Annotated in this window: 20 protein-coding genes and 1 pseudogene; 7 read left to right on the top strand and 14 right to left on the bottom strand. The window is 69.7% G+C overall.

Annotation, left to right across the window (positions count from 1 at the left end; translation table 11 throughout):
* Positions 1–139: 139 nt before the first annotated feature.
* Positions 140–1,588 (top strand): DUF7933 domain-containing protein, encoded by a 1,449-nt coding sequence (locus OG568_RS29400; RefSeq protein WP_443077782.1) that lies wholly within the window; start codon positions 140–142, stop codon positions 1,586–1,588.
* Between the two features lie 155 nt (positions 1,589–1,743).
* Here the strand turns inward: OG568_RS29400 and OG568_RS29390 are convergent, their stop codons facing one another.
* The 7 genes and pseudogenes from OG568_RS29390 to OG568_RS29360 all read right to left on the bottom strand — a co-directional run bounded on the left by OG568_RS29390 (position 1,744) and on the right by OG568_RS29360 (position 7,881).
* On the bottom strand, positions 1,744–2,109 hold the full coding sequence (locus tag OG568_RS29390; protein WP_329533730.1) for a hypothetical protein: 366 nt from the start codon (positions 2,107–2,109) through the stop codon (positions 1,744–1,746).
* Positions 2,110–2,155: 46 nt separating this feature from the next.
* Positions 2,156–3,133 (bottom strand): hypothetical protein, encoded by a 978-nt coding sequence (locus OG568_RS29385; protein ID WP_329533729.1) that lies wholly within the window; start codon positions 3,131–3,133, stop codon positions 2,156–2,158.
* Between the two features lie 121 nt (positions 3,134–3,254).
* The gene (locus OG568_RS29380; RefSeq protein ID WP_329533728.1) at positions 3,255–4,034 is read right to left on the bottom strand and encodes a polysaccharide deacetylase family protein; all 780 of its coding nucleotides are present in this window, start codon (positions 4,032–4,034) and stop codon (positions 3,255–3,257) included.
* A 90-nt stretch (positions 4,035–4,124) separates the two neighbouring features.
* Positions 4,125–5,321 carry an acyltransferase family protein gene (locus OG568_RS29375; protein ID WP_329533727.1) on the bottom strand — a complete coding sequence of 399 codons (1,197 nt, stop codon included), beginning with the start codon at positions 5,319–5,321 and terminating at the stop codon, positions 4,125–4,127.
* 175 nt (positions 5,322–5,496) lie between these two features.
* A complete protein-coding gene (locus OG568_RS29370) occupies positions 5,497–6,534 on the bottom strand; it encodes a transporter (protein ID WP_329533726.1) in 1,038 nt (345 codons plus the stop codon).
* A gap of 407 nt (positions 6,535–6,941) precedes the next feature.
* Positions 6,942–7,442 (bottom strand): annotated as a pseudogene (locus tag OG568_RS61490) (ATP-binding cassette domain-containing protein); the annotation flags it as partial.
* Positions 7,429–7,881: a GntR family transcriptional regulator gene (locus tag OG568_RS29360; protein WP_329533724.1), complete on the bottom strand. Its 453-nt coding sequence runs from the start codon at positions 7,879–7,881 to the stop codon at positions 7,429–7,431. The pseudogene OG568_RS61490 and the gene OG568_RS29360, both read right to left, overlap by 14 nt.
* 271 nt (positions 7,882–8,152) lie before the next feature.
* On the opposite strand from OG568_RS29360, the gene OG568_RS29355 reads away from it, so the two are divergent.
* Positions 8,153–8,377 (top strand): cold-shock protein, encoded by a 225-nt coding sequence (locus OG568_RS29355; RefSeq protein WP_266625524.1) that lies wholly within the window; start codon positions 8,153–8,155, stop codon positions 8,375–8,377.
* Positions 8,378–8,540: 163 nt separating this feature from the next.
* Here OG568_RS29355 and OG568_RS29350 read toward each other — a convergent pair whose 3' ends face one another.
* The 3 genes from OG568_RS29350 to OG568_RS29340 form a co-directional block, all read right to left on the bottom strand.
* Positions 8,541–9,929, bottom strand: a complete 1,389-nt coding sequence (locus tag OG568_RS29350; RefSeq protein ID WP_329533723.1) for a S53 family peptidase — start codon at positions 9,927–9,929, stop codon at positions 8,541–8,543.
* A 236-nt stretch (positions 9,930–10,165) separates the two neighbouring features.
* Positions 10,166–11,275, bottom strand: a complete 1,110-nt coding sequence (locus tag OG568_RS29345) for an acyltransferase family protein (protein ID WP_329533722.1) — start codon at positions 11,273–11,275, stop codon at positions 10,166–10,168.
* Between the two features lie 367 nt (positions 11,276–11,642).
* Positions 11,643–12,377 (bottom strand): rhomboid family intramembrane serine protease, encoded by a 735-nt coding sequence (locus OG568_RS29340; RefSeq protein ID WP_329533721.1) that lies wholly within the window; start codon positions 12,375–12,377, stop codon positions 11,643–11,645.
* Positions 12,378–12,555: 178 nt separating this feature from the next.
* Here OG568_RS29340 and OG568_RS29335 point away from each other — a divergent pair, with 178 nt between their 5' ends.
* Together OG568_RS29335 and OG568_RS29330 are read left to right on the top strand one after the other, a co-directional pair.
* Positions 12,556–13,218 carry a hypothetical protein gene (locus OG568_RS29335; protein WP_329533720.1) on the top strand — a complete coding sequence of 221 codons (663 nt, stop codon included), beginning with the start codon at positions 12,556–12,558 and terminating at the stop codon, positions 13,216–13,218.
* 146 nt (positions 13,219–13,364) lie between these two features.
* Positions 13,365–14,048, top strand: a complete 684-nt coding sequence (locus OG568_RS29330; RefSeq protein WP_329533719.1) for a GntR family transcriptional regulator — start codon at positions 13,365–13,367, stop codon at positions 14,046–14,048.
* Positions 14,049–14,140: 92 nt separating this feature from the next.
* Here OG568_RS29330 and OG568_RS29325 read toward each other — a convergent pair whose 3' ends face one another.
* On the bottom strand, positions 14,141–14,983 hold the full coding sequence (locus OG568_RS29325; protein ID WP_329533718.1) for a calcium-binding protein: 843 nt from the start codon (positions 14,981–14,983) through the stop codon (positions 14,141–14,143).
* 149 nt (positions 14,984–15,132) lie between these two features.
* Positions 15,133–16,335 carry an MFS transporter gene (locus OG568_RS29320; RefSeq protein WP_329533717.1) on the bottom strand — a complete coding sequence of 401 codons (1,203 nt, stop codon included), beginning with the start codon at positions 16,333–16,335 and terminating at the stop codon, positions 15,133–15,135.
* A gap of 102 nt (positions 16,336–16,437) precedes the next feature.
* Here OG568_RS29320 and OG568_RS29315 point away from each other — a divergent pair, with 102 nt between their 5' ends.
* Positions 16,438–17,403 carry an ArsR/SmtB family transcription factor gene (locus tag OG568_RS29315; RefSeq protein WP_329533716.1) on the top strand — a complete coding sequence of 322 codons (966 nt, stop codon included), beginning with the start codon at positions 16,438–16,440 and terminating at the stop codon, positions 17,401–17,403.
* Between the two features lie 3 nt (positions 17,404–17,406).
* On the opposite strand, the gene OG568_RS29310 is transcribed toward OG568_RS29315, so the two are convergent.
* Positions 17,407–18,327, bottom strand: coding sequence for an SMP-30/gluconolactonase/LRE family protein (locus OG568_RS29310; RefSeq protein WP_329533715.1), 921 nt, complete (start codon positions 18,325–18,327; stop codon positions 17,407–17,409).
* Positions 18,328–18,405: 78 nt separating this feature from the next.
* Here OG568_RS29310 and OG568_RS29305 point away from each other — a divergent pair, with 78 nt between their 5' ends.
* Together OG568_RS29305 and OG568_RS29300 are read left to right on the top strand one after the other, a co-directional pair.
* Entirely contained in the window at positions 18,406–18,915 is a 510-nt protein-coding gene (locus tag OG568_RS29305; protein ID WP_329533714.1) for a glutathione peroxidase, read from the top strand.
* A gap of 80 nt (positions 18,916–18,995) precedes the next feature.
* The gene (locus tag OG568_RS29300; protein WP_443077781.1) at positions 18,996–19,844 is read left to right on the top strand and encodes a MerR family transcriptional regulator; all 849 of its coding nucleotides are present in this window, start codon (positions 18,996–18,998) and stop codon (positions 19,842–19,844) included.
* A gap of 191 nt (positions 19,845–20,035) precedes the next feature.
* On the opposite strand, the gene OG568_RS29295 is transcribed toward OG568_RS29300, so the two are convergent.
* Positions 20,036–21,979, bottom strand: a complete 1,944-nt coding sequence (locus OG568_RS29295; protein ID WP_329533712.1) for an MFS transporter — start codon at positions 21,977–21,979, stop codon at positions 20,036–20,038.
* Positions 21,980–22,226 lie beyond the last annotated feature (247 nt).

Raw genomic sequence — 22,226 nt, 5'->3', positions numbered from 1 at the left:
CCAAGGAATCGACACTCGTAGGATTTACCGGATCAAATTCCGATACGCATCTACAGGGTTGGCTCCGAGTGCGACCAATTCGGTGAAAGATGCAGTCGCCGTGCTCGCCGGTCGCCTTCTCTTGAGGGCGCGTGCTGGAATGTCGGCGACCCGCCTGTCGAGGTGCATCGCTGATGGTCTGGGCTGCGCCGTTTCCGCCCATTCCCGCTGTTGCTTGTTCGTCGTGGTGATTGGAAAAGAGATGGTGGAGATTTCCGCAGTCAAGCCTTCCTGGCGCACGCGCGCCGCATCGGTGCCCCTGGTAGCACTTGCGATCGCGAGTGCCCCGCTGACCTCTCAAGCCCAGGCCCTGGTCATGTCGCCGGGTGTGAACGCCCTGCACGCACCTGGCACTCCGGGGGCCCCGCAGGCCCCGGCCACGGTGTTCGCCGAAGACTTCGAGAAGGCAGGCGAGACTCCGGTCTTCCTGGAGGACTACGTCGGCGCTCCGCCGTTCAACGAGACATACACAGCCGACCCCTCATGGCTTGACCACGGGCAGTGCAACGGAATCATCCTCGACCAGACCGGCGCCGATCAGCCTGACTGCCCGGCGGTATTGAAGGACATGGCCAATGCGCTGGGCCAGGTGGGCGGAACGAATCCGCCGACCAACCACGTGGTCGCGGCCTACACCAACTGGGTGTCGCCTGGCACCGACCGGGTGGAGTTCCGGACCGAACAGCCGATCCCGATCGCGAAGCCGAACCGCTACATCACCTTCGCGGTGGACGCGGCCGCCGTGAATTGCGACTCAGCGGCTCCTCCGCTGCTGAAGTTCTATCTGACCGGCAACGGGTCGGACATCCCCACCTTCACCACCCCCATCAATCCCTGCACCGATCCCAACTCCAAGCCCTATCCCGGAGGGAGCGGGCTGAAGGCCGGGGCGTTCGCCGGCAACAGAGCCGTGTTGTTCAACGACAGCCAGTTGGGCATCAAGATGGTCAATGGGCAAGGCGACTGGTTCGGCAACGACCACGCATTCGACAACATCCGGATCCTGGACGCGACTCCGCAACTGGACAAGGCGTTCAGCCCTGCCACCGTGGACAAGGGCGGCACGTCGACGCTCACCATGACGGTGACGAACACCAGTGAACTGGCGGCGAAGAACGACTTCAGCTTCGCCGACAACCTGCCCGCCGGGGTGAAGGTGGCCGCGAACGCGAACGCGTCGACGACCTGCGGCGACGGCACGGTGTCCGCGACGGCGGGGGGTGCTTCCGTCGCTCTGGACGGCGGCGACCTGGCCGCCGGCGAGAAGTCCTGCACGGTCACGGTGAACGTCACCGCCGACAAGGCGGGAACCTACGTGAACCGCCCCGAAGCGATCACCACGGTCGGACTGAATCCCCCGGCCCCCGCGACCCTGACCGTCAAGAAAAAGGGAGCGACAGCGGTGGGCACCGCGACGGGCTCGGGCGGTCTGCTGTCCGGCAACGTGGTGCAGGTACCGGTGGACATCCCGGTCAACGCTTGCGGCAACTCCGTGAACGTCATCGGACTGCTCAACCCGGCGACGGGCAACGTCTGCGTCAACGGCTAGGCCGTGCATGAGAAGAAGGGCCCGGCTCGGGAGGGTTTCCCTCTCAGGCCGGCCCTTCGTCGTTTCAGGCGCCGTGCCGCAACCGCACCGATGGATCAAGGACACCGCGTCCGCCGTCCCCTGTCTCGGAGTCAGTCACAGCTGCGGCGGGTGTGTCAGTTGGGCGGGCATCCGAACCAGTTCACCGCACCCTTGCTGGAGATATAGCCCATGCACCTGATGGTTCTGTTGTGCAGGGTCTTGGTCCCGTCGATCCCTCCGTCCAGAGTGTCCCTCTTGTAGTGGGTCCGCACGAGGGTGTCGATCTCGATGGTGTACCAGCGGTGCTTGTTGTCCGGGAGGTTGCAGTGGTGGGCGGTCAGGTTACGACTGGGCCCGCTGCTCCACATGTCCTGTTCGGCCCGGTCGCAGTGCACGCGGCCGGCGGCGTCGGCCGTGCCGACGCCGGTGCCGAGCAGGGCCGTCGCGCCCATGGCCACCGCCGCGGTGACGCCGAGCAGGCGCTTCAGAGTGAGGTTCATCGATTGGTCCTCCTGCCAGGTGTGGTGACGGCTCGGAGTCGCCATGTCACCCCGGTGCGATAGTCGCACTTATCCGGCATGTCCGGCCCGACGGGCGATGGCGCAGTCCCCCAACCCGGTGACGCCGGTGACGCCAATGCAGCAGGCCAGGGGCGAGCGGAGTGGTGCTCGAGCTTCCGTAGAGATGGACCCACGCGGTTTCCGGGTCACGAGTTGTCCGGAGCGTCGGTGTTCCCCCGGAGGCGTCCACGCCCACGGTGTAGAGCCGGCTTCCGTCGGGTGCCCAGGCAAGGCCGTGTGCGGCCAGGCGCAGTGGATATCCGAAGTCGTACTCGTGGTAGTAGCCCTCGCCCGTTTCCGGAAAGGACTCGAACCCGTGGTCGCCCACGCCGTCGGCCATGGTGCCGTCCGGGGCTACGGCGACAGCACCGGGGCCCACCGGCATGGCGAATCGCCCGTCCGCCGCCAGATCCGAGGTGCCGTACCGGTCGCCCCTCGGGTACGCCGGGGACGAGACCGCCAGGTGCAGCCCGTCCGCCGTCACCGCGAAGTCACTCAGGTCGGGGACGGGCAGCGCCTTCGCGGCCTGCCGGGTCAGCGCACCGCCCTCGGCCCGGTACGTGACGAAGGCGGAGGTGTCGCCCGTCTGTACGGCGGCCGCGAGGACGCCGGAGGGCGTCGGGGTCGTCGCCAGCGTCGGCGGTGCTGTCCAAGTGCCGGAATCCTGCCGCGAAGTGACCGTACCGGACCCGTCGACGGATCCGATGCCGCCGGCGCCGGCCGTGCCGTACCCGAACCAGAGAGTGCCCCCGGCGACGGCCAGCGAGTCCGGACGGGTGCCCAGGCCCGTGCTGTAACGAGCCGACTCGGTCAGGTTCTCCGTACTGATCGCCGCGTCGGCAACGGTACGTCCGATGTCGCGTACGAGTCGCCCGCGCCGGGACCGATGACAGCGGTCAGTCCCAGGAGCAGCGCTGCGGCGGTCGGCGGCGAGAATCGCGCCAGTTTCATGAAAGGCCCCCACCTAACCTTCACGATCAAGGAGCGCAAGTCAGCACGGGGAGGGTCGGGCCCCGACGGGGGCGGAGGTCAGGAGAAGGGGCCTCGCGTGTCGCTGCCTGACGGTGTGGGTCCGTCGCGGTTGTTCAGGGCCGGTAGACCATCCCCGGCTGGGGCTTGGCGGGGGCGAGCAGCTGCGACACCGTGACGATGGTGTAGCCGCGCTGCTTGAGCGCCTTGATGATGCCCGGGACGGCGGGCACGGTCCCTTTGTGCAGGTCGTGCAGCAGGATGATGCCGTCGCGGTGAGTCTGGTCGAGCACCCGCTTGGTGATCAGGGCCGAGTCGGTCGTCTCGTAGTCCTTGGCCGTGACACTCCACAGCACCTGCGCCAGCCCCAAGTCCTGGCAGATCTTGGCCACCTTGCGGTTGGTGTGGCCCTCCGGCGGACGCATCAGGATGGGCCTGGTGCCGGTGATCTTCTCGATGGCGTCCTGTGTCCGGGTCAGCTCCTGACGGGCGTCGTCCACGTCGATGTCCGTCAAAACCTCGTGATACCAGGTGTGGTTGCCGATTTCGTGCCCCTCGTCCGAGATGCGGCGCAGGATCTTGGGGTACTTCGCGATGTGGCCCTTGCCCTGTACGAAGAACGTCGCGTGCAGATCATCCTGTTTCAGGATGTCCAGCAGCTTGGGGGTCGTCGGGCTGGGGCCGCCGTCGAAGGTGAGGGCCACACATTTCGCCTTGCGGCAGTCGACGTTCCCGGCCACCGATCCCGATGCCTTGTCGCGGGCGGCGCGCGGCGAGGTGTGATCGTAGGTCGTGACCGTCAGGGCCACGATCAGCGCGACGGCCACGGCGGCGGCCACGGCTGTCGCGACGGCGATGAGTAGGCGAGACCGTCGTATTCGCACCTTGAGGGGCATGCGAGACCTTTCCCTGGATCGGGTTGTTGTTGCGGTACTTGTTGAGTGGGGCCTGTCCGGCGGGTCGCTTCTGAGTGGTCTCGCCTCGCGCTACCGCGTGCGGACGAGAGCCGGCTTCGCCGCGAGGTCCCGCAGGTGCACGTCAAGTGTCAGGCGGTGCCTCAGGAAGCGTCCGAGCGGGCGCTCCACCCATAGGTGGATGAGCGCGGCCAGACCCAGCATGCAGATGATGGACACCGCTATCGAAGGCAGCGGTCCCAGCCCCGGAACTGCCTTGATCAAGCCCTTGGCCAGGGGAATTCCGATGCTCTGGTGGACGAGGTAGAAGGGGTAGGTGAGCGCCCCGGCGGTGACCAGCCAACGCCATTGCAGTCTCGCCAGCGGTCCGACACCGGCCAGTGCCAGCAGCCCGAGACAGAGTGTGATGACGGCCGCGCACACGGCCCAGGAGGGTCGGCCCTCGCCGGGGGACGTGGTGGCGTGGTCGGCCACCCGGAATTCGAGCACGGTGAGTTCGTAGCACCAGGCGAAACCCAGCAGAAGCCACAGCAGGAGGTTCTGTCCGAACCTTTGCATGAGGTAGAGCACGATCCCGGCGACGAAGAGGCCGGTGTACCGGGTCAGTACGAATTCGTTGAGCAGTGATGAGTGAAGTTCAAGGGCGATGACACCGGCCAGGAGCCAGGCTCCGCAGAAGGCCACCATCCGCCGATAGGACAGTCCGGAGATGAGCATCACGGCCATCAGCAGGTAGAAGCGAGCCTCCACCCAGAGTGTCCAGCTGACTCCGCTGACCAGGTTGAGCCCCAGCGGCCCCGGAACCATCGTCAGGTTTCCCAGGACGGTACGAGGATCGATGTGCGCGGCGGCAGGCCAATGGCCCATCCGTGCGACCAGGACGACCACGACGACCAGGAGGACCGCGCACCAGTAGGCCGGAAAGAGCCGTGATATCCGGGAGACGGTGAACTGCGCGGGAGTCCGCCCCCAGCAGCTCATGCAGATGACGAATCCGCTGATGATGAAGAAGAACTCGACGCCGAGCCAGCCGTAGCGGCTGGTCTCATGCAGTAACGGGGCGAAATCCCTGAGCTCGGTCTGTCCCCAGAAGTGCGGGGTGGGCGTCCCCAGGAAGTGATACGCGGCCACCATCACCGCTGCTACCAGGCGGAGCCCGTCTATCGCGGCCAGGCGCGCCTGCCCGCTCCGCGGTCCACTCGAGTCGATGGGCCCACTCGGCTCACCGTGTTCCTGGATCTGCCTTGCTGTTCCATGGCGCAGACTCATGCGACGCACCCCATGTCCTGGGAACGGCCGTCGCGCGGATTCTTCGGTGGCTTGGCGTCGGCGGGCATGGCGAAGTGACCTCCGTGCAAAGGGAACCCCGGGTGAGGGGGTGAGGGGGTGAGGGGGTGAGGGGGTGAGGGGGTGAAGGGGGGACCGTTGCGGTGGCGCGCCGCGGTCAGACGCGGCGGCGCAGGAGCAGCACGGTGGCGGCGGTGAGCAGGAGGGCGAGGCCGCCGAGGACGGCGGTGTCGGTCCACTGGAAGGTCCAGTAGTCACCGGCCGGGTTGGCCTCGTAGAAGCGGGCGACGTACCCGTGCTGGGCCATGCACTCCTTGAGCTCGGCGCCCGAGGGGAAGGGGCACTTCAGTACGTCGTCGTGGCGGCCGGAGGCGGTGACGAGGCCGTAGTGGCCGGTCGACCACTTCTCGCCCATGGGCGCCTTGGGAACGATGCCGGCGCTCACGTACGTGTGCGGCGAGACCAGCAGGCGCGTCCTGTGTGCCCACTCCAGCAGGAGTGTCATCGCCCCGGTGACCAGGAGGGTCAGGCCCATCGCGGCCAGGACCCGGCGGGTCAGCAGACCGAGCAGGGTGCCGGCCGCCAGGCCGAAGAGGGCGGCCGCGACGACGCGCGGGCCCGAGCCGCTCAGGGCTGTGACGTCGTACCAGAACAGGCCGTAGCTGCGGTCGGCGGCGGGCCCCCGCCACCATGCGAACACTCCCGCGAGCAGGCCGGAGAGGGCCGCCGTGGTCGCCGCGGCGAAGGCAAACCGGGAGGCGAACCACTGTCCGCGGCTTATGCCCTGGGCGAGGACCATGCGGTGCGTGCCCAGTTCCCGGTCGCGGCCCAGCAGCGGGGCGCCCCAGAAGACTCCGATCAGGACGGGCAGGGCGATGTTCACCATCCCCAAGTACTTCAGCGGGGCGATGTCCAGCATCAGGGGCGGCAGGCTGGTGTCGGTGCGCAAGCAGGACAGCGGTCCGGTGCCGCAGTGGTCGAACAGCCCGCTGTGCAGGGCGTCCAGCATGTCCGAGCGGGAGTACACGGCGATCGCGGTGGCGACGGCCAGGACGGCCGCGCCGATGGCGACCAGCACTCGCTGCTGACGCCACGCGAGCCAGAGGGAACCGCTCCAGAGGGAACCGTCACGGACGGGACCGGTACGGAGGGAACCCGTACGGAGGGAACGGTCACGGAGGAGGGAGTCCTTCACGCCGCAGCCTCCGTCCGCTCGGCGCCGGCCGGGCGCACCGTGTCGCCGGCGTGGAGGTAGCCGACCAGGATGTCCTCCAGGCTGGGCCGCTCGACGTGCCAGTCGCCGCGCAGCGGTCCGCGCTGCCGTACCAGGGCGGTCATCTGTCGGCCACCGGACCGGCGGTGCACGACGGTGTGCCCCGCGGCCAGCGCGTCGGCCTGGTCGGCGTGTCCGGTCAGTACGGCGTGACTCTCGCGCAGTTCCTCGGCGTCCTCGCTCAGCTCGACGCGGCCGTCCCGCAGCAGCAGTACCCAGTCGCAGGTCTGCTCCAGTTCGGGCAGGACGTGCGAGGACAGCACGATGTTCGTGCCGCACTCGGCGGCCTCGGTCATCAGCGCCGCCATGATCTCGCGTCGCGCCACGGGGTCGAGGTCGGCCATCGGCTCGTCGAGCAGCAGCAGTTCGGGCCGTTTGCCGAGCGCCAGGGCGAGCGCGACACGGGTGCGCTGCCCGGGCGACAGCTCGCCGACGCGGGCGGCGAGTGCGATGTCGCCCTCGCCGACGGTCCGCTCGGCGGCGGCCTGGTCCCACGAGGAGTTCAGCTTCTGCCCCATCCGCAGGGTGTCCGCCACGGTGAAGCGGGGGTAGAGCGGCTTGTCCTGGGTGAGCAGAGCGACCCGGGCGCGGGCCTCGGGAGCGCCCGGGGCGGTGTCCAGTACCCGTATCTCCCCGGTGCGGGGGCGCAGCAGGCCGCCGGCCAGGTGCAGCAGGGTGCTCTTGCCGGCGCCGTTGCGTCCGACGAGGGCGGTGATACGGCCCCCGGGCACAGTGAACTCGCAGTCCCGCAGGGCCCAGCCGCCCCGCGCCCGGTACCGGAATCCGACTCCCGTGGCGCGCAGCGCGGCCGGCACGTCAGGCCCGGTCATGCGTCCTCCTCTTCCGCTCCCGGTCGCCCGGGGTGTGGCTGTCCCGCTCGTTGTCGTAGGTGTCCAGGGTGGCGGTGACCAGGGCGAGGATGTCGGCCCGTTCGAGTCCCGCCGCCCGTGCCCGTGCCATCCAGTCGGTGAGCTCCGTACGCAGAGGCGAGTCGTCCTCCGCGCCGGGCCGCGCGAGCGACCGCGTCACGAAGGTCCCCAGCCCGCGGCGCAGTTCGACCAGACCGGCCTGCTCCATGTCGCGGTAGGCCCGCAGCACGGTGTTGGGGTTGATGGCGGTCGCCGCCACCACCTCCCTGGCCGTGGGCAGCTTGTCCCCGACCTTCAACGTGCCCATCCGGAGCGCCCGTTCGGTCTGCTCCACGATCTGTACGTAGGCCGGTACGCCGCTGCCACGGTCGATCCGGTACTCGACCACATCACCTTCCATGACCACAGTGTGCCCAGTGTGCTTGTGTTAATGCATTAATACAAGCATGGTGGAGGCGCGGCAGGAATGTCAAGGCGGTCGATGGCACGTCCCACGAGGCTCCGGGTTCGCCGAGGTGTGGCCCCTGATCGAGGAATGGGGACTGCAACTGGAACTGCCCGGCCGGAGCACTCCGCCGTTCACGGTGCGCGAGCACGACGAGAGCCGCACGGAGGAGGAGTTGGACCTCATGGTCCAGGCCGTGGGCCCGCTGGCCCGTAGGGTTCCACCCATGGTGACTGCGATCGTCCGCGAGTGGAACGACGAGGAAGGGTGGGGCGTGCTCGACTCGCCCGAGACTCCCGGCGGCTGCTTCGGCCACTTCTCCGACGTCCGGACGGCCGGCTTCCGCACACTGTCGCCCGGACAGCAGGTCGACCTCACATGGGAAGCCCCCGGCTTCGAACAGGACGGCTACGACTACCGCGCGGTGAGCATCACGCCTCGGCCCGTCTGACATCCACACCCGACACCGACGGCGGCGCACGCCCACGGTCATGGGCGCACGCTGTGCGGACTCCACGAGTCCGCGGACGGCCCGGGTACGGAACCCGGGCCGTCTCATGGCAGGCAGGTCTCAGGGAAGGAGCCCTGCGAAGCCCTGGTGCGGCGGCGTGGTGTCAGCCGCGGTGGGTCGCCCGGGCGAGGGCCGGAACGAAGCGCAGGGCGTCCACGGTGCCCACACCGGTGGCCATGTCGTAGCCGCCGACGGCCTTGTAGCCGGTGACGCCTTCGTACGAGTTGTCGGTGCCGTCGTTGACGTCGACGATGCCGGTGCTCTTGTCGTGGTGGGCGGAGCGCTTGGAGAGGTCGTACAGCGCCTCGTTGATGTTGCCCACCCGATGGCCGGCCGCCTGGTCGGCGAGGGCGACGATGCCCGAGAAGAGCGGGCTGGCCTCGCTGGTGCCGCCGGTGACGTCCCAGCCGATGGCGGTCGGGTCGTAGCTGGAGTAGATCCAGGCGCCGCCGTTGACCGCTGCGGCCAGCGACACGTCCGGGGTGCCACGGCGGGCGCCGACGACCTTCTTCACACCGTTCTGGAAGGCCGGGCGGGTGAAGACGTGGGACTGGCCGCCGCCGCCCGAGCCGTAGTCGTTGTAGACGCTGTCGGGCTTGACCCGCTGACCCTTGTCGTTCAGGTGGAGCTGGGTGCCTCCGATGGAGGTGACCAACGGGTCCGATGAGGGCCAGGAGTTGACGGGCTTGTCGTAGTAGGTCTTGCCGTCCGCCTTCAGGTCGGTGGCGCCGCCGTCGCCGGAGGAGGCGAGGACCGTCACGTGCTTGCGGTTCGCGTCCTGGAAGGCGTAGCGCAGCTTCTTGATGCTGGAGAAGTCGCCCTTGTCGAAACCGGGGAAGGTGTCCTCGGTGGCGCCGAAGCTCTGGGTGATGACGTCGCCGACGCCGCGGTCGATCATGTGCTTCTCGGCGTCCATCATCTCCGGCAGACCGGTGACGCCCTCGGTCTCGGCGACCGCCGTCTCCACCAGGACTATCTTGGCGTCGGGCGCCACGGCGTGGGCCATCTCGACGTCCAGAGTGGTCTCGCCGGCCCAGCCGGTCATGTCCGAGTTCTTGGGGTCGAACACGGGGACCTTGCCCCACTTGACCACGTCGACCTTGGTGCTGCGCAGGCCGAACTGCTTGCTGTAGACGTCGAGGTCGTGCTGGATCGTCGGGGAGCCGAACGAGTCGACGATGACGATCGTGCGCCCCTTGCCCGTGATGCCCTTGCGGTACAGCGCGTTGAGGTCGTACGCGGTGCGGTACTGGAGCGGGTTGTAGCAGGCGATGTGCCACTTGGCCTGGCACTGCTCACTGGAGAGCGGGCTGGCCACGCCATGGACCAGGGTGTGCCCGGCGATGGCCGGGACCGCCTTGGTGTGCGGTACGGCGGCGGGTGCGGCGGCGGTGACGCCGGCCAGCGGGGCGGTCGCCAGCGCGGCGGCGGCGAGAGCGGCGGTGGCGGCCGTGGAAGCCGCGACGCTCCGTCGGGTACGGGCTATGTGCATGAATCCCCCTAGTGGTCCTGAGTGGTCCTGCGTCGCACGAAGTGGTCTCCGTGCATCTCATCGAGTGAGACATGCACAGGACAAGACCGTTGAACTGTCGATGCCGAACCCTTTGCCCAAACAGGACCTTCCAGCGCGAACATGCCTTCCTGGCAGGCACGTTCTTGACTCGAGGGTGCGGCCGACGCCCGTCGCAGCGGCGAACGGCGGTCGCCGCCCGCCGTGTTCTCGTCCGGTCAGGAGCGCCGCGTCGGCGCCGGCAGTCCGAACGCGGCGGTGTTCAGCGAGCGCCGCATGGCCAGCGCGATCGGGCGCTCGACGAACCGGTGCACGAGATACGCCAGTACGACCAGAGCGCTCACCGTGACCGCGACCAGGACCGAGGGGTCGACCCGGTCGCCGTAGTGGTGCGCGACGGTCATTCCGATCGTGTCGTGCAGCAGGTAGAGCGGGAAGGTCATCGTGCCCGCGACGGTCAGTCCGCGCCAGCGGATCCGACGGGTCCAGCCGAGTGCGATGGCGCCGACGAGCAGGAAGAACACCGTGGTCAGGAGGATCAGCCAGCCGCGCCAGGGCGACCAGGTGGCCCAGTTGTTGCGGCCGCCGTGGGGTACCAGCAGGAAGTGCAGCGCCAGCAGCCACGACATGGCGACGATCCCCCACAGCAGCGGTGTCGGCCGATAGCGGTACATGAGGTGGAAGGCCATGCCCGCGATGAAGTACGGGGCGGACGTCGGGTTCACGATCAGCGTGAGCAGCGGGATGTGAGCGGCGGGCGCCAGCACCGCGGCGACCGTCCACAACCCGCAGAAGATCACCACCCGCTGGTGGGTGAGGCCCTTCCACACCACGACCGCGAACGTGAGGTAGAAGCAGAGTTCCGGCCAGAGCGTCCAGTAGACCGGGTCCAGGTTGGCCACACCGAGCGGGGTCTGCAACATCGTGAGGTTCGCGAAGAGCAGCCGTGGGTTGGGGTGCCCGAACGGGCTGTCGGCGAAGTAGACGAAACACACCGACACCACGATCGCGATCCAGTACATCGGGTACAGACGGGTCACGCGTGAGATGAAGAAGTCCCGTGGGGTGCGCCCCCACGCGCTCATGCAGATGACGAACCCGCTGATCAGGAAGAACAGGTCGACACCGAGCCGTCCGAAGGCGAAGTAGCCGTGCAGCTCGGGGAAGGTGCTCCGGTACGGGCGCCCCCAGACAACCATCATCGCCCCGGGAGTCTGGCCGACGAAGTGGAAGAGCACCACCGACAGCGCCGCCAGGAATCGCAGCCCGTCCAACGCGGCGAGCCGGTCCTTCCGTGCGCCGGGCCCAGCCGCGATCACCCGCGTCACGGGGGCCACCTGCGGCAATGGCGCTTCCTCGACGACCGTCCCTTCATTCCTCCGTCTCGTGGCCACGCCGGCCGATCCCCTGCGATCCGCCTGGGTCATGCATGCCTCGTTCCAGGGTCGTCCTTCTGCTGACAGGGCCTGGGAGCCCCCGATCACGTGCCCTACGGGCATGTGACAAGGTTGCCGGGTTTGTGCTCGTCCGGGCGGATGACGGCACCGTCCTGGCCCACGGATGGCCCGTACCCACGGACGGCCGTGCGATTCGGGCCCACCGGAGTGAGGCATGCCGCATGCGGGAGGGTCGCCGACTCCGGATCACCCCGACGTCGCGAACCGAGGCAGGTCCTGGCGCAAACCGAGGCAGGGGCTAGAGCAGGCCCAGGTCGCCGAGTTCCTTGTGGAGGTCAGCGCGGGGGTTGTCGGGGCGGGGCTTGAGGGCGCCGCGGGGGGTCGGGCCGGTGCCGCCGCCCGAGGGGGTGTCCTTGGCGGGCCGGGGGCGTCGGTCCCGGAAGAGCCAGGCCCCGACCAGGCCGCCGATCAGCCCTCCGAGGTGTCCCAGCCAGCTCACCCCCGGTGTCCCGGGCACCGCCACGGTGAGCATGTAGGCGAAGGAGGCCGCCATGACGACACCGATCAGGGTGTCGATCAGGTGCCGGTCGAAGAGTCCGCGCACCACGACATAGCCGAAGTACCCGAAGATCAGGCCGCTGGCGCCGACCGTGTCCACGTTGCCCTGCTCGAGGAACCAGACCGTGAGGCCGCTGGTCACCGCGATGAGCAGGCTCAGCCCGAGGAAGCGGACCACCCCTCGGTAGGCGGCGAGGAATCCGAAGACGAACAGCGGTCCCGAGTTGCTCTCGATGTGCGCCCAGTTCCAGTGCAGGAACGGCGCGGTGAGGATGTCGGGCAGCGTGCCGACGTCGCCGGACACCACCCCGTAGTCCCGCGAGAGTGCGTAGTGGTCGGCGAAGTTGGCGAGCTGCACCAGCCAGACGAGCGCCAGGAACCCGAACATCACGAAGAACGCCTTCCGCGCCTCCGCGATCATCTGCTCGGGCCCCATCGGCCCTGTGCCGACCCCGTCCCGCTGCGACCCGCTCATGGCACGCTCCCCTCCCGTGCGGATCCGTATCCGCACCACGACCCCACCCCGCCCCACCCCCAGAATGCCAGGAGCCGCCGGAATGCAGAGGTAACCCGCCTGGGTCAGACGACCGCGCGTTCTCCCCCGGCGGGAGTCAGGGTGGCAGTGCAGGTTCCAAACGGCCGTGGAGGGATCGATGCGGGACCAACCACTGAGGAAGATCGGCGCCAGGCTGTTCCGCACGCGCCGTGAGGACCCGCCGAAGGGCACGCAGCGGCAGTCGATGCCCGCCCATTACGGGCTCGACCGCACGCTGGTCGACGCCTTCGTCGGCGGGACGCTGGACCCGCGGGGCGAGCAGGCGCTGGCTCAGCAGGTCGCGCTGATCGCGCCGTTCCACTGGACCCTGCCCACGGCGATCGTGGAGGACATGACGCGGATCATCGATCACCTCGGTGGCCAGCGCGAGCTGCTCGCCTGGCTGGACCGGCATCCCGGCCGCCCACGGCTGCTGGCGCGGCTGTCCGTACTCATCGGGCTGCTCGACCGGTTCAGCGCCGAGCCGGCGGTCGTGACCGCGCTGGGCGAGTTCCGGACGGACACGCCGTTCCCGGCGGGGCTGAAGGGCTATCTGGTCCCGGCCACCGACGCCGAGACGCTCGCCAGTCTCGCCTTCGAGATCGAGTCCCTGCTCGGCGAGGACCGGGGAGACGACGCCCTCGCGCTCGCGATGGCCACCCTCGACATGCTCAAGGACGTGGCGCCGCGCGCCGCGGAGATCGACCCGGAGGTCGGCGAGATGGGCGAGCTGCTGGAACACAGCCGGCAGGACCTCGTCGAGGTGTCCACCGGCGCCTGACGAGCCCGGCCGGATCCCAAGTCCCGCCGCCAGATTGTTGACGATTTTGTGTACCCATCCTACGGTCGGTAACCATCTCCAAGGAGAGCGGAGAGCTCGAGGAGGCCCGAGGCGCTCCAGGAGCTCGAGACCGAAGGAGTACGTACGTGTCCCCAGCTACCGGCAGTGCCAAAGGCAGCGGCGCCGCGGCCAAGGAGCAGGCCCTCGTCGCGCTGCGCAGGGCCATCCTCGCCGGTGACATGGTGCCAGGACAGCGCCTGATCGAGGCCGAGTTGGCCGAACAGTTCGATGTCACGCGGGCCAGTGTGCGGGCCGCGCTCGTCGATCTCGCCGCCGACGGTCTCGTGGAGCGGATCCGCAACCGCGGGGCCCGGGTCCGGACCGTGTCCGTGAGCGAGGCGGTGGAGATCTACGAGTGCCGCAGGGTGCTCGAGGGGCTGTGCGCGGCCAAGGCCGCCGAGCGGGTCACCGATGCGCAGATCACGCAACTCCTCGCGCTCGGCGAACAGTTGCGCGCCGCTGTGCGGGCGGCCGAGCCGCTGAAGTACTCCGAGCTCAACCGCCAACTGCACGACTTCGTCCGGGACATCTCCGGCCAGGACACCGCCGCCGAACTCCTCACCCGCCTGAACGCGCAGATCGTGCGCCACCAGTTCCGGCTGGCACTGCAGTCCGGGCGCCCCCAGGTCTCGCTGGGCGAACACCTCGCCCTCGTCGAGGCCATCGCCGCACGTGATCCGGAGCGCGCCGAGGCGGCCGCCCGCGCTCATGTGGCCAGCGTCATCGAGGCCCTGCGGGCCGTCGAGGGGTCCGGGACGGGCAAGGCCTGACCTCACGGGGACGATCAGGCTCTCGGTCCTGAGGAGACCGAGAGCCCGCCGGGCCGCGTTCCTCACGCCCGCCCGGCCGCCCCGCGAACGGATCAGCTCTGGTACGTCTTGTTGCGGCCGGGCCCGCCGGACAGGAAGTCCTTGCCCGCGCCTCCGTGCAGGACGTCGTTGCCGCTGTTGCCGTACAGCTTGTCGTCGCCCGCGCCGCCGTACAGGGTGTCGTCACCCCGGCCGCCCTGAAGGAGGTCGCGGCCCGCGTTGCCGTACAGCTTGTCGTTGCCGTCGTCGCCGAAGAGCGCGTTGTCGCCGCTCGTGCCCGACAGGCTGTCGTTGCCCGCGCCACCGTGGCACTCGGCGCTGCAGTTGACGAGGGTGTCGTTGCCCGCGCCGCCGTTCGCGCCCTCGTCGTAGACCCCGCCACCGCCGGAGAGACGGTCGTTGCCGCCCTGGCCGTAGAGGACGTCGACGCCATGGCCGGTCAGGGTGTCGTTGCCCGGCCCGCCGTAGATCCTCGTGTACCCGCCGCTGGTGTTGCCGGTCGTCGCGGTGTCGTTGCCGTCGCCGAGGTCGACGATCAGGGAGTCGAGGTCGGACGCCGAGGTGTTGGGCTCGGTCACCGTGCAGACCGCCTTGGTGTCGTCGCCGCCGGCCGGGCGGACGCAGCCCGCGCCGAGGGAGATCCTGACGGTGTCGTCGAAGGTGTAGATGAAGTCGCTCAGCTGGGAATCCGGGTCGAACGCGCCGGGCGCCCAGGAGATGGACAGGTGGTTCGTCTGACCGGCGGCCGCCGTGTAGAACAGCTTCTGGCCGACGACGACCGCGGTCGCGCTCTTGGCGGGCGCGGCGTGTGCCGCGGGGGCGGCGACGGTCACGGCCACGGCGGCGGTGGCGAGCGCCAGCGCCTTCGGCAGCGCGGTGATGCGGCGACTGAACATGGTTGGTTCTCCTCCACGGGGCCCGATGGGCCCAACGGGGCCCTGGGGGCCGATGAGGTCCGCGCGTAGGTCTGTGCGCGTGTGGTCATCCCGTTCGACGGCATCCTCCGCAGGGGAGTTGTGGCTCCGGTCGTACAACTTTTCGGCGTTCAGGGGGCGTTCACTTCTGGTTGCTTCTGTTGTGGTGTGGACACTTCCGGGCGTTGGCGGGGGCCCGAGATCAGCAGCGTCGCGACGAGCGACGTGATCGCCATCACCGTCATCGCCGTTGCGGGCGAGGTGAGTTGGGCGACCGTTCCGGCCAGCGCCGCGCTCACCCCCTGCATCGTGAGCATGCCCGAGGAGTGCAGTCCCAGGGCATGGCCGCTCAGCTCGTCCGGGGTCAGGGCCATCAGCCGTTCCTGCTGGATCAGGCTCGCCCCGAAGCCGACCGAGGCGAGGGCGACCGCGCCCGCCGCCACCGCCACCCCCGGCCCCAGCGCGAACGGCAGATACGGCGTCGCCAGGAGCAGCAGGAACGGGATGCCCAGCCGGCCGCGGACCGCGGACGGGATGAAACGGCCCGTCGTCACATCGCCCACGAACATGCCGAACGCCGCGAAGGCGAAGAGCAGGCCCGCCCGGTCCGGCGCGTAGGACACGTACAGGGACTCGCAGCCGACGATCAGACCGTTCGGGATCCAGAGCAGCAGGTACGTCGTCCGGCGCGGGGGCGAGGACCACAACAGCGCGTTGGTGCGCCAGGTCTGCGCGATCGAGGCGCGGCCGGTGGCCCTCGGAGCCCGGCGGGTCATGCCGAGGCGGGTGACGAGGGCCGCCACGAGATACAGGGCCGCCGCGCTCGCCAGAGTGATCCTCGGCGAGAGCACCGCCACCAGGACGCCGCCCGTCGCGTAGCCCGTGATCTGCGCGAGGCCGGCCACCATGTTCATGACCGAACGGCCCAGCAGAAAGCCGTCCTTGGACAGGATCTCGTTCAGCAGACCCCAGCGGACACCGCCGCCGAGGGACGAGACCAGACCCAGGACGAAGATCAGCAGGAACAGCCCCCAGACCGGCAGACCCGGCGTCGCCATCAGCGCCGTACCGACGGCGAAGGACAGGGCGATGCCCGTCAACGTGGCGCGCGGCGCCAGCCGGTCCGCCGCCGACAGCAGGGTGGTCGCGCCGACCACCTGGGCGAGCTGCGGGCCGAACATGCTCACCGCCGACAGCAGCGGCGAGTCCGTCGCCTTGTACACCAGCGTCCCGACGGCCAGGCCGCCGATCGTCGAGGCCGCCGAGTTGAGCGCGGAGGACAGGAAGAGAGGGGTGAACTCCCGGGTTCGGAAAAGGTCGGAGTAGCTGCGCATGGACGGAGTCTCGGGTGGCGCCCGGCGTGGTCGTTATTGTTTCGCGGAGAAGCGAAACCACACGGGGCAACGGACAGTGAGAGAAGCGACGGGAGGGCGCGGATGGGCTGGTGGCAGATCAACGCCGACACCCTCGCCCGCACCCGTTTCGCGCTCTCACCACTCGCCGAGACCTTCGCCGGCGTCAAGCTGTTACACGCGGGGACGGCCGCGCACCCCGGGGAGCGGGCCTGGCTCGACGCCCATCTGCCCGCGTACAGAAGGCGGTTGGCCGGTGACCCCGTCACCTCGCTGCTCATACGGTCCGGACTCGGGCGGAACTGGATCGCCGACTTCCTGACGCCGACGCCGCGCGGCGAGGCCGACTTCGAGGAGGAGGTCGCGCGGGTGCGGGAGGCGTCGGCCGCGGACGCCCGGGCCCACCTCACCGTCTCCCTGGCAGGGCCGCTGCCCGCCGCCCTGCGCCGCGACGACCTTCCGGAGCGCGCCGCCGACCTGCTCACCCACGTCTGGACCGAGGCCGTACGCCCCTACTGGGACCGGCGGCGGCGCATCCTGGAAGCCGATGTCGTCGCTCGGACCGCGCAGTTGAGCCAGGGCGGCTGGGCGGCGGCCCTCGACGCGCTGCGACCGGGCACCCGCTGGCTCGGCGACAACCGGCTGCAGGTCAATCTCCACGAGTACCCGCCGCGCGAGATCTCCGGCGCCGAGTTGCTGTTCGTACCGGTCACACCTCGCAACCACGGCTGGGTGTCGTGGGAGGAGCCGGACCGGTACGCGGTCGTCTTCCCGTGCTCGGGCGCGCTCGCCGCCACCGGTCCCGACCTCGTGCCGGAAAGCCTGGGCGCGCTGCTCGGCCCCGCCCGCGCCGGGGTCCTCGTCCTCCTCGACTCCCCCATGAGCACGACCCAGTTGGTGGCCGTGACCGGGCAGGGTCTCGGCTCGGTCGGACGCCATCTGAAGGTGCTGCTGGACGCCCGGCTGGTACGGAGGGGGCGGGCCGGACGGTCGGTGCTGTACTCCCGCACGCCCGCCGGGGAGGTACTCGTGAAGGCTCAGGAAGGTTAAAGGTCAGATGCGGGGCGCGCCGGTCACCGACATCATCAGCGAGTACAGGGACGTGGACGCCGTGATGAAGAGGCGGTTGTTCCTGGGGCCGCCGAAGGTGATGTTGGAGACCCGCTCGGGGATCAGGAGCCGGCCGATGAGGGTGCCGTCGGGGTCGTAGCAGTGCACCCCGTCGTCGAGGGCGGCCGCCCACAGCCGGCCCTCGTCGTCGAAGCGGATGTTGTCGAAGTGGACACCCTTCCTCGCCTCCGCGAATGTTCGCCCGTCCGTGAGGGTGCCGTCGCCGCGGACGTCGAAGACGCGGATGCGGGCGGCGCGGGAGTCGGAGACGTACAGCTGCCGTTCGTCGGGCGAGAAGACGACTCCGTTCGGCCCGTCGAAGCCGTCCGCGGCGAGCCGTACCTCGCCCGTGCCCGGGTCGAGGCGGTAGACGTGACACGCGCCGATCTCGGACTCGGCCCGGTGACCCTCGTAGTCGCTCAGGATCCCGAAGTCCGGGTCGGAGAACCAGACCGAACCGTCCGACCGTACGACCGCGTCGTTCGGGCTGTTGAGCCGCTTGCCGTCGTAACGGTCGGCGAGGACGCTGACCGACCCGTCATGCTCCGTCCGGGTCACCCGGCGGTTGCCCTGCTCGCAGCTGATCAGGCGGCCCTCTCGGTCCAGGGTGTTGCCGTTGACGTAGCCCGCGGGGGTGCGCAGGACGCCGACCGTCCCGGTGGGCTCGTCCCAGCGCAGGATGCGGTCGTTGGGGATGTCGCTCCAGATCAGCTGGCGCCAGGCAGGCACGTACAGCGGGCCCTCGGCCCAGCGGCAGCCGTCGTGCAGGACCTCCAGCCTGCCGTCGCCGTTCGTGCAGCGGCCGGTGACGAAGCGGTCGTCGAGTACCTCGTAGATGCCCTTGATCGTGTTCGCTGTGGTCACGTTCGCGACCTTACCGAGCACACCGGGAGGCGGCCGGGCGGCGGCCGGGGCGACATCAAGCGGAGTTAGCATCCGTTTATGACTACCGACAGTTCAAACAGTTCCGTACTCGACGTCCAGATCGATTCCCTTCAGGGTGGGTCCGCGGACCTCGGGCAGTACCGCGGCAAGACCGTGCTCATCGTGAACGTGGCCTCCAAGTGCGGGCTGACCCCGCAGTACGCGGGGCTGGAGCGGCTGCACGAGCGGTACGCCGGGCAGGGCTTCACCGTGCTCGGTGTGCCCTGCAACCAGTTCATGGGGCAGGAGCCCGGCACCTCCGAGGAGATCGCCGAGTTCTGCTCCGCGACCTATGGCGTCACCTTCCCGATGACCGAGAAGGTCGAGGTCAACGGGGACGCGCGGCACGAGCTGTACGAGCGTCTTGTGGACACCGCCGACGGCGAGGGCCACAGCGGTGACATCCGCTGGAACTTCGAGAAGTTCCTGATCGGGCCGGGCGGAGACGTGGTGGCGCGGTTCTCGCCGCAGACCGAGCCGGAGTCGACGGAGCTCGTGGCGGCGGTGGAGAAGCACCTGGCCGCCTGAACCGTTTGACCTTGCCCCAGGGGCAGGGAGCAGCGTCCTTGTCACCGGGCCGAAGGCGCCCGGTGACGGAGGATGGGCTCGTGCATCAGGAACTGCTCACGATCGGCGCGTTCGCCGCCCGCGCGCGGCTCTCGCCGAAGGCGCTTCGGCTGTACGACCGGCTCGGACTGCTCGCTCCGGCCCACGTCGACGAGGTCAGCGGATACCGCTACTACCGCGCCGACCAGGTCGAGCGCGCCCGCCTGGTCGCGCTTCTGCGGCAGCTCGACATGCCGCTCGCGCGGATCGCCGAGGTGGTGGAGGTCGAGGCGGCGCAGGGTGCCGTGCTCCTCGCCACGTACTGGGCGGATGCCGAGGCCCGGTTCGCTTCGCAGCGGACGCTCGCCGAGTACCTCCGTGGAAGGCTGTCCGGGAGGAGTACCGACATGTACGGGAAGTTCGTGGTCGAGACGGTGGATGTGCCGGAGCGGGTGGTGCTGACGGAGAAGCGGCACACGCTGGCGGACGAGCTGCCGGTCTGGATTCCGGCCTCGCTGGGGCGGCTGGAGGACGGGGCACGGGAGTGCGGCGGGACGACCGGCGCCCCCTTCGTCGTCTACTACTCCGAGGTCAGCATGGAGAGTGACGGGCCCGCCGAGTCGTGCGTGCCGGTCGCCGACGAGGCGGCCGCGCGGGCGTGGGCCGAGAAGCGGGGGCGGGCGTCGGGGATCGGGGTGCGGGTGGAGCCGGCGCGTCGGCTCGCCTACGCACGGATCACCAAGGCGCAGGTCGCCCATCCGCAGATCATGGCCGCGTTCGAGGCGGTCGAGGCGTGGATCGCGGAGCGGGGGCTGTCGTACGACGGTCCCTGTCGGGAGGTGTACTTCGCGGACTGGGACGCGGCGGGGGCGGAGGACGCGGTGTGTGACGTGGCGTTTCCGGTGAAGTGAGCGGCGGGGCGGGCACCGGGGGTTTCTCGCCCCCGCCGCCCCTACCCGTCCCATCCCTGGGGGCTGCCACCCCCAGACCCCCGCATCGGCCTGAACGGCCTCGTCCTCAAACGCCGGACGGGCTGAAGACGCGCGCCAGCGCTTCTGAGGGGCGCGGGGAACTGCGCGACCGGCCCCCACCGGCCGTCAGGTCAGCGCAGTTCCTCGGGGCACGGGGTTCCCCTGGGGAGCTGGTACGGGGCCGCCAGGCGGTACGTGCCGGGCGCCGGGGCCAGGAGTTCCGTCCACTTGTCGCCGGAGGCGTTCTCCGCGGTTTCCATGAGGCAGCCGTTGAGGTTCTTGTACGTCTTCGGCGTGCCCTCCTCACGGTGCTTGGACTCCTGTGTCTCCTGCGGCGGCTTCACGCTCTTGCCCTTGGCGTCGACGAGCCCGAGCCACGGGGAGTACGGGATGCGGATGAGGACGCGGCCCGCCTTCTTCACCTCGATGGTCAGTTCGCCCTGCTCCGCCCGGTCGACGACCGCCGGCGGATCGGCCAGCGGCGTGGGGTCCGTGACCGAGAAGAGCTGCCAGTTCGCGTCGCCCCAGATCTGACGGAGGTAGGGCATACCGCGCTGGACCAGCTGGCGTTCACGTTGACCGCCGTCCCCGTCCGGTTCGCCCTTGGGCAGCACCACGTAGTGGACTGCCCAGCGCTGAAGCCACTCGTGGTAGTTCGCGGAGTTGAGGGTGTCGTCGTAGAAGAGCGGGTTACGCTCCATGTCGGCCTGGCGGTTCCAGCCTCGGGCGAGGTTCACGTACGGCGCGAGCGCGGACGCCTCGCGGTGGGAGCGCGCGGGAACCACCTCCACGCGGCCCTTCTCGGCACCGACCACCTGGAGCTGGTTGACCAGCGGAGCGAGCTCGCGGGCCCAGGACGCCGCCGGCGTCGTGTGCAGGATGTCGTCGACCGACTTGAAGCCGATCCACCCGACGAATCCGGCGAAGGCGAGGACGGTCACGTACCACTTGCGTGACTTCGGCACGGTGAAGGGGAGCGCGGCGAGCAGCACGGCGCCCGCGAACAGCATCGCCAGGCGGGAGATGTTCGAGCCGATCTGGGAACTGATCAGCCACACGAGGAGCACGGCGAGGCCGTACACCGCCGCCGTGATCCGTACCGTCTTCCACTCCTTGGGGACGAGTGCGAAGACCAGCCCGGCGTAGAGCAGCGGCAGCGAGGCCGAGCCGAAGGACATCGGCTGGGTGCCGGAGAAGGGGAACAGCCACGCCGAGACCGCGACGACGATCGTCGGCGCGATGCCGAGCGCGTACGCGCCGGGCCGGCGCTTCTGGAGGAACAGGGCGGCCGCGACCAGGCCCACGAACAGGCCCGCCACCGGCGACGCGGCGGTCGCCAGCGCGGCGAGCGGCGCCGCGCACAGGGCCTTCGCCCAGCGCTTGTAGCGCCAGCGGTACGGCCAGCAGAAGACCACGGCCGCCGCGGCGAGCCCGAAGACCATGCCGAGGCCGTAGGTGACTCGCCCCGATATCGCGTTGCAGACGAGCGCGAAGACACCCGCGAGGGCGGGCGCGAGCGGCTTCCGTATCGCCCGGCTGCGGATGAGGATCATCATCAGCAGGCCCGCCGAGATCGTCCCGGCGATCATCAGCGTCGTACGGACGCCGAGGACCGACATCAGATACGGCGACACCACGCTGTACGACACCGGGTGCATACCGCCGTACCAGGCGAGGTTGTACGCCGAGTCCGGGTGCCGTCCGACGAACTCCGCCCACGCGTCCTGCGCGGCGAGGTCTCCGCCACTGTTCGCGAAAGTGAAGAACCAGATGACGTGCAGGAGGCCGGCCAGGACGGTGACGGAGGCGACGGGGTGCCGGCGGGCGAAGGCCTTGAGGCGGGTGCGTCGGTCCTGCGGCACGGACTCAAGCGTCGTGGACTCGGGCGTCGTGGACCCGGGCGGCATGGACTCCGGCGTCACTGACTCCGGCGGAGCGTCATCCGTAGGGCCGTCGTTCGTGGGGACGGCGGTGGCGCGTGCGGGCTGCCGTATTCGCGAGCCCGCTCCGTGATCCGGTCCAGGACGTGGTCCAGGATCGGCGTCGTCGGCGTGTGTCGGCTCCGCTGTCGCCACTGCAAGGCTCCCGTGTCCCGTTTTCTCGCGTTCGGCCCGGGACCCGCGGCCCGCAAACCTGCCCGGATCTCGCGACGCTAGCACGCACCCCGCCGGGGAGCTCCCGGGCGGGGCGCCCCGACGGGGTGCGGGTGCGTTCGCGCCGCGCTCACCGCGGGCTCACGGCGGGCTCACGGCGCGTTCACATGGCGTTCGGGGCACTTCCGGCGTACGGGGGATACGCCCCCTGCCGGAAGCGCCCCCCACG

Origin of the sequence: Streptomyces sp. NBC_01450 (assembly GCF_036227505.1) — a bacterium.
Classification (GTDB): domain Bacteria; phylum Actinomycetota; class Actinomycetes; order Streptomycetales; family Streptomycetaceae; genus Streptomyces.
This window is presented reverse-complemented; position numbering and strand designations above follow the sequence as displayed.

What these genes read in the sequence shown, in the direction of transcription:
- OG568_RS29400 (WP_443077782.1), top strand. Translation starts at nt 140, where the DNA reads ATGTCGGCGACCCGCCTGTCGAGGTGCATCGCTGATGGTCTGGGCTGC.
- OG568_RS29390 (WP_329533730.1), bottom strand. Translation starts at nt 2,109, where the DNA reads ATGAACCTCACTCTGAAGCGCCTGCTCGGCGTCACCGCGGCGGTGGCC.
- OG568_RS29380 (WP_329533728.1), bottom strand. Translation starts at nt 4,034, where the DNA reads ATGCCCCTCAAGGTGCGAATACGACGGTCTCGCCTACTCATCGCCGTC.
- OG568_RS29375 (WP_329533727.1), bottom strand. Translation starts at nt 5,321, where the DNA reads ATGAGTCTGCGCCATGGAACAGCAAGGCAGATCCAGGAACACGGTGAG.
- OG568_RS29360 (WP_329533724.1), bottom strand. Translation starts at nt 7,881, where the DNA reads ATGGAAGGTGATGTGGTCGAGTACCGGATCGACCGTGGCAGCGGCGTA.
- OG568_RS29355 (WP_266625524.1), top strand. Translation starts at nt 8,153, where the DNA reads ATGGTGACTGCGATCGTCCGCGAGTGGAACGACGAGGAAGGGTGGGGC.
- OG568_RS29350 (WP_329533723.1), bottom strand. Translation starts at nt 9,929, where the DNA reads ATGCACATAGCCCGTACCCGACGGAGCGTCGCGGCTTCCACGGCCGCC.
- OG568_RS29340 (WP_329533721.1), bottom strand. Translation starts at nt 12,377, where the DNA reads ATGAGCGGGTCGCAGCGGGACGGGGTCGGCACAGGGCCGATGGGGCCC.
- OG568_RS29335 (WP_329533720.1), top strand. Translation starts at nt 12,556, where the DNA reads ATGCGGGACCAACCACTGAGGAAGATCGGCGCCAGGCTGTTCCGCACG.
- OG568_RS29325 (WP_329533718.1), bottom strand. Translation starts at nt 14,983, where the DNA reads ATGTTCAGTCGCCGCATCACCGCGCTGCCGAAGGCGCTGGCGCTCGCC.
- OG568_RS29320 (WP_329533717.1), bottom strand. Translation starts at nt 16,335, where the DNA reads ATGCGCAGCTACTCCGACCTTTTCCGAACCCGGGAGTTCACCCCTCTC.
- OG568_RS29315 (WP_329533716.1), top strand. Translation starts at nt 16,438, where the DNA reads ATGGGCTGGTGGCAGATCAACGCCGACACCCTCGCCCGCACCCGTTTC.
- OG568_RS29305 (WP_329533714.1), top strand. Translation starts at nt 18,406, where the DNA reads ATGACTACCGACAGTTCAAACAGTTCCGTACTCGACGTCCAGATCGAT.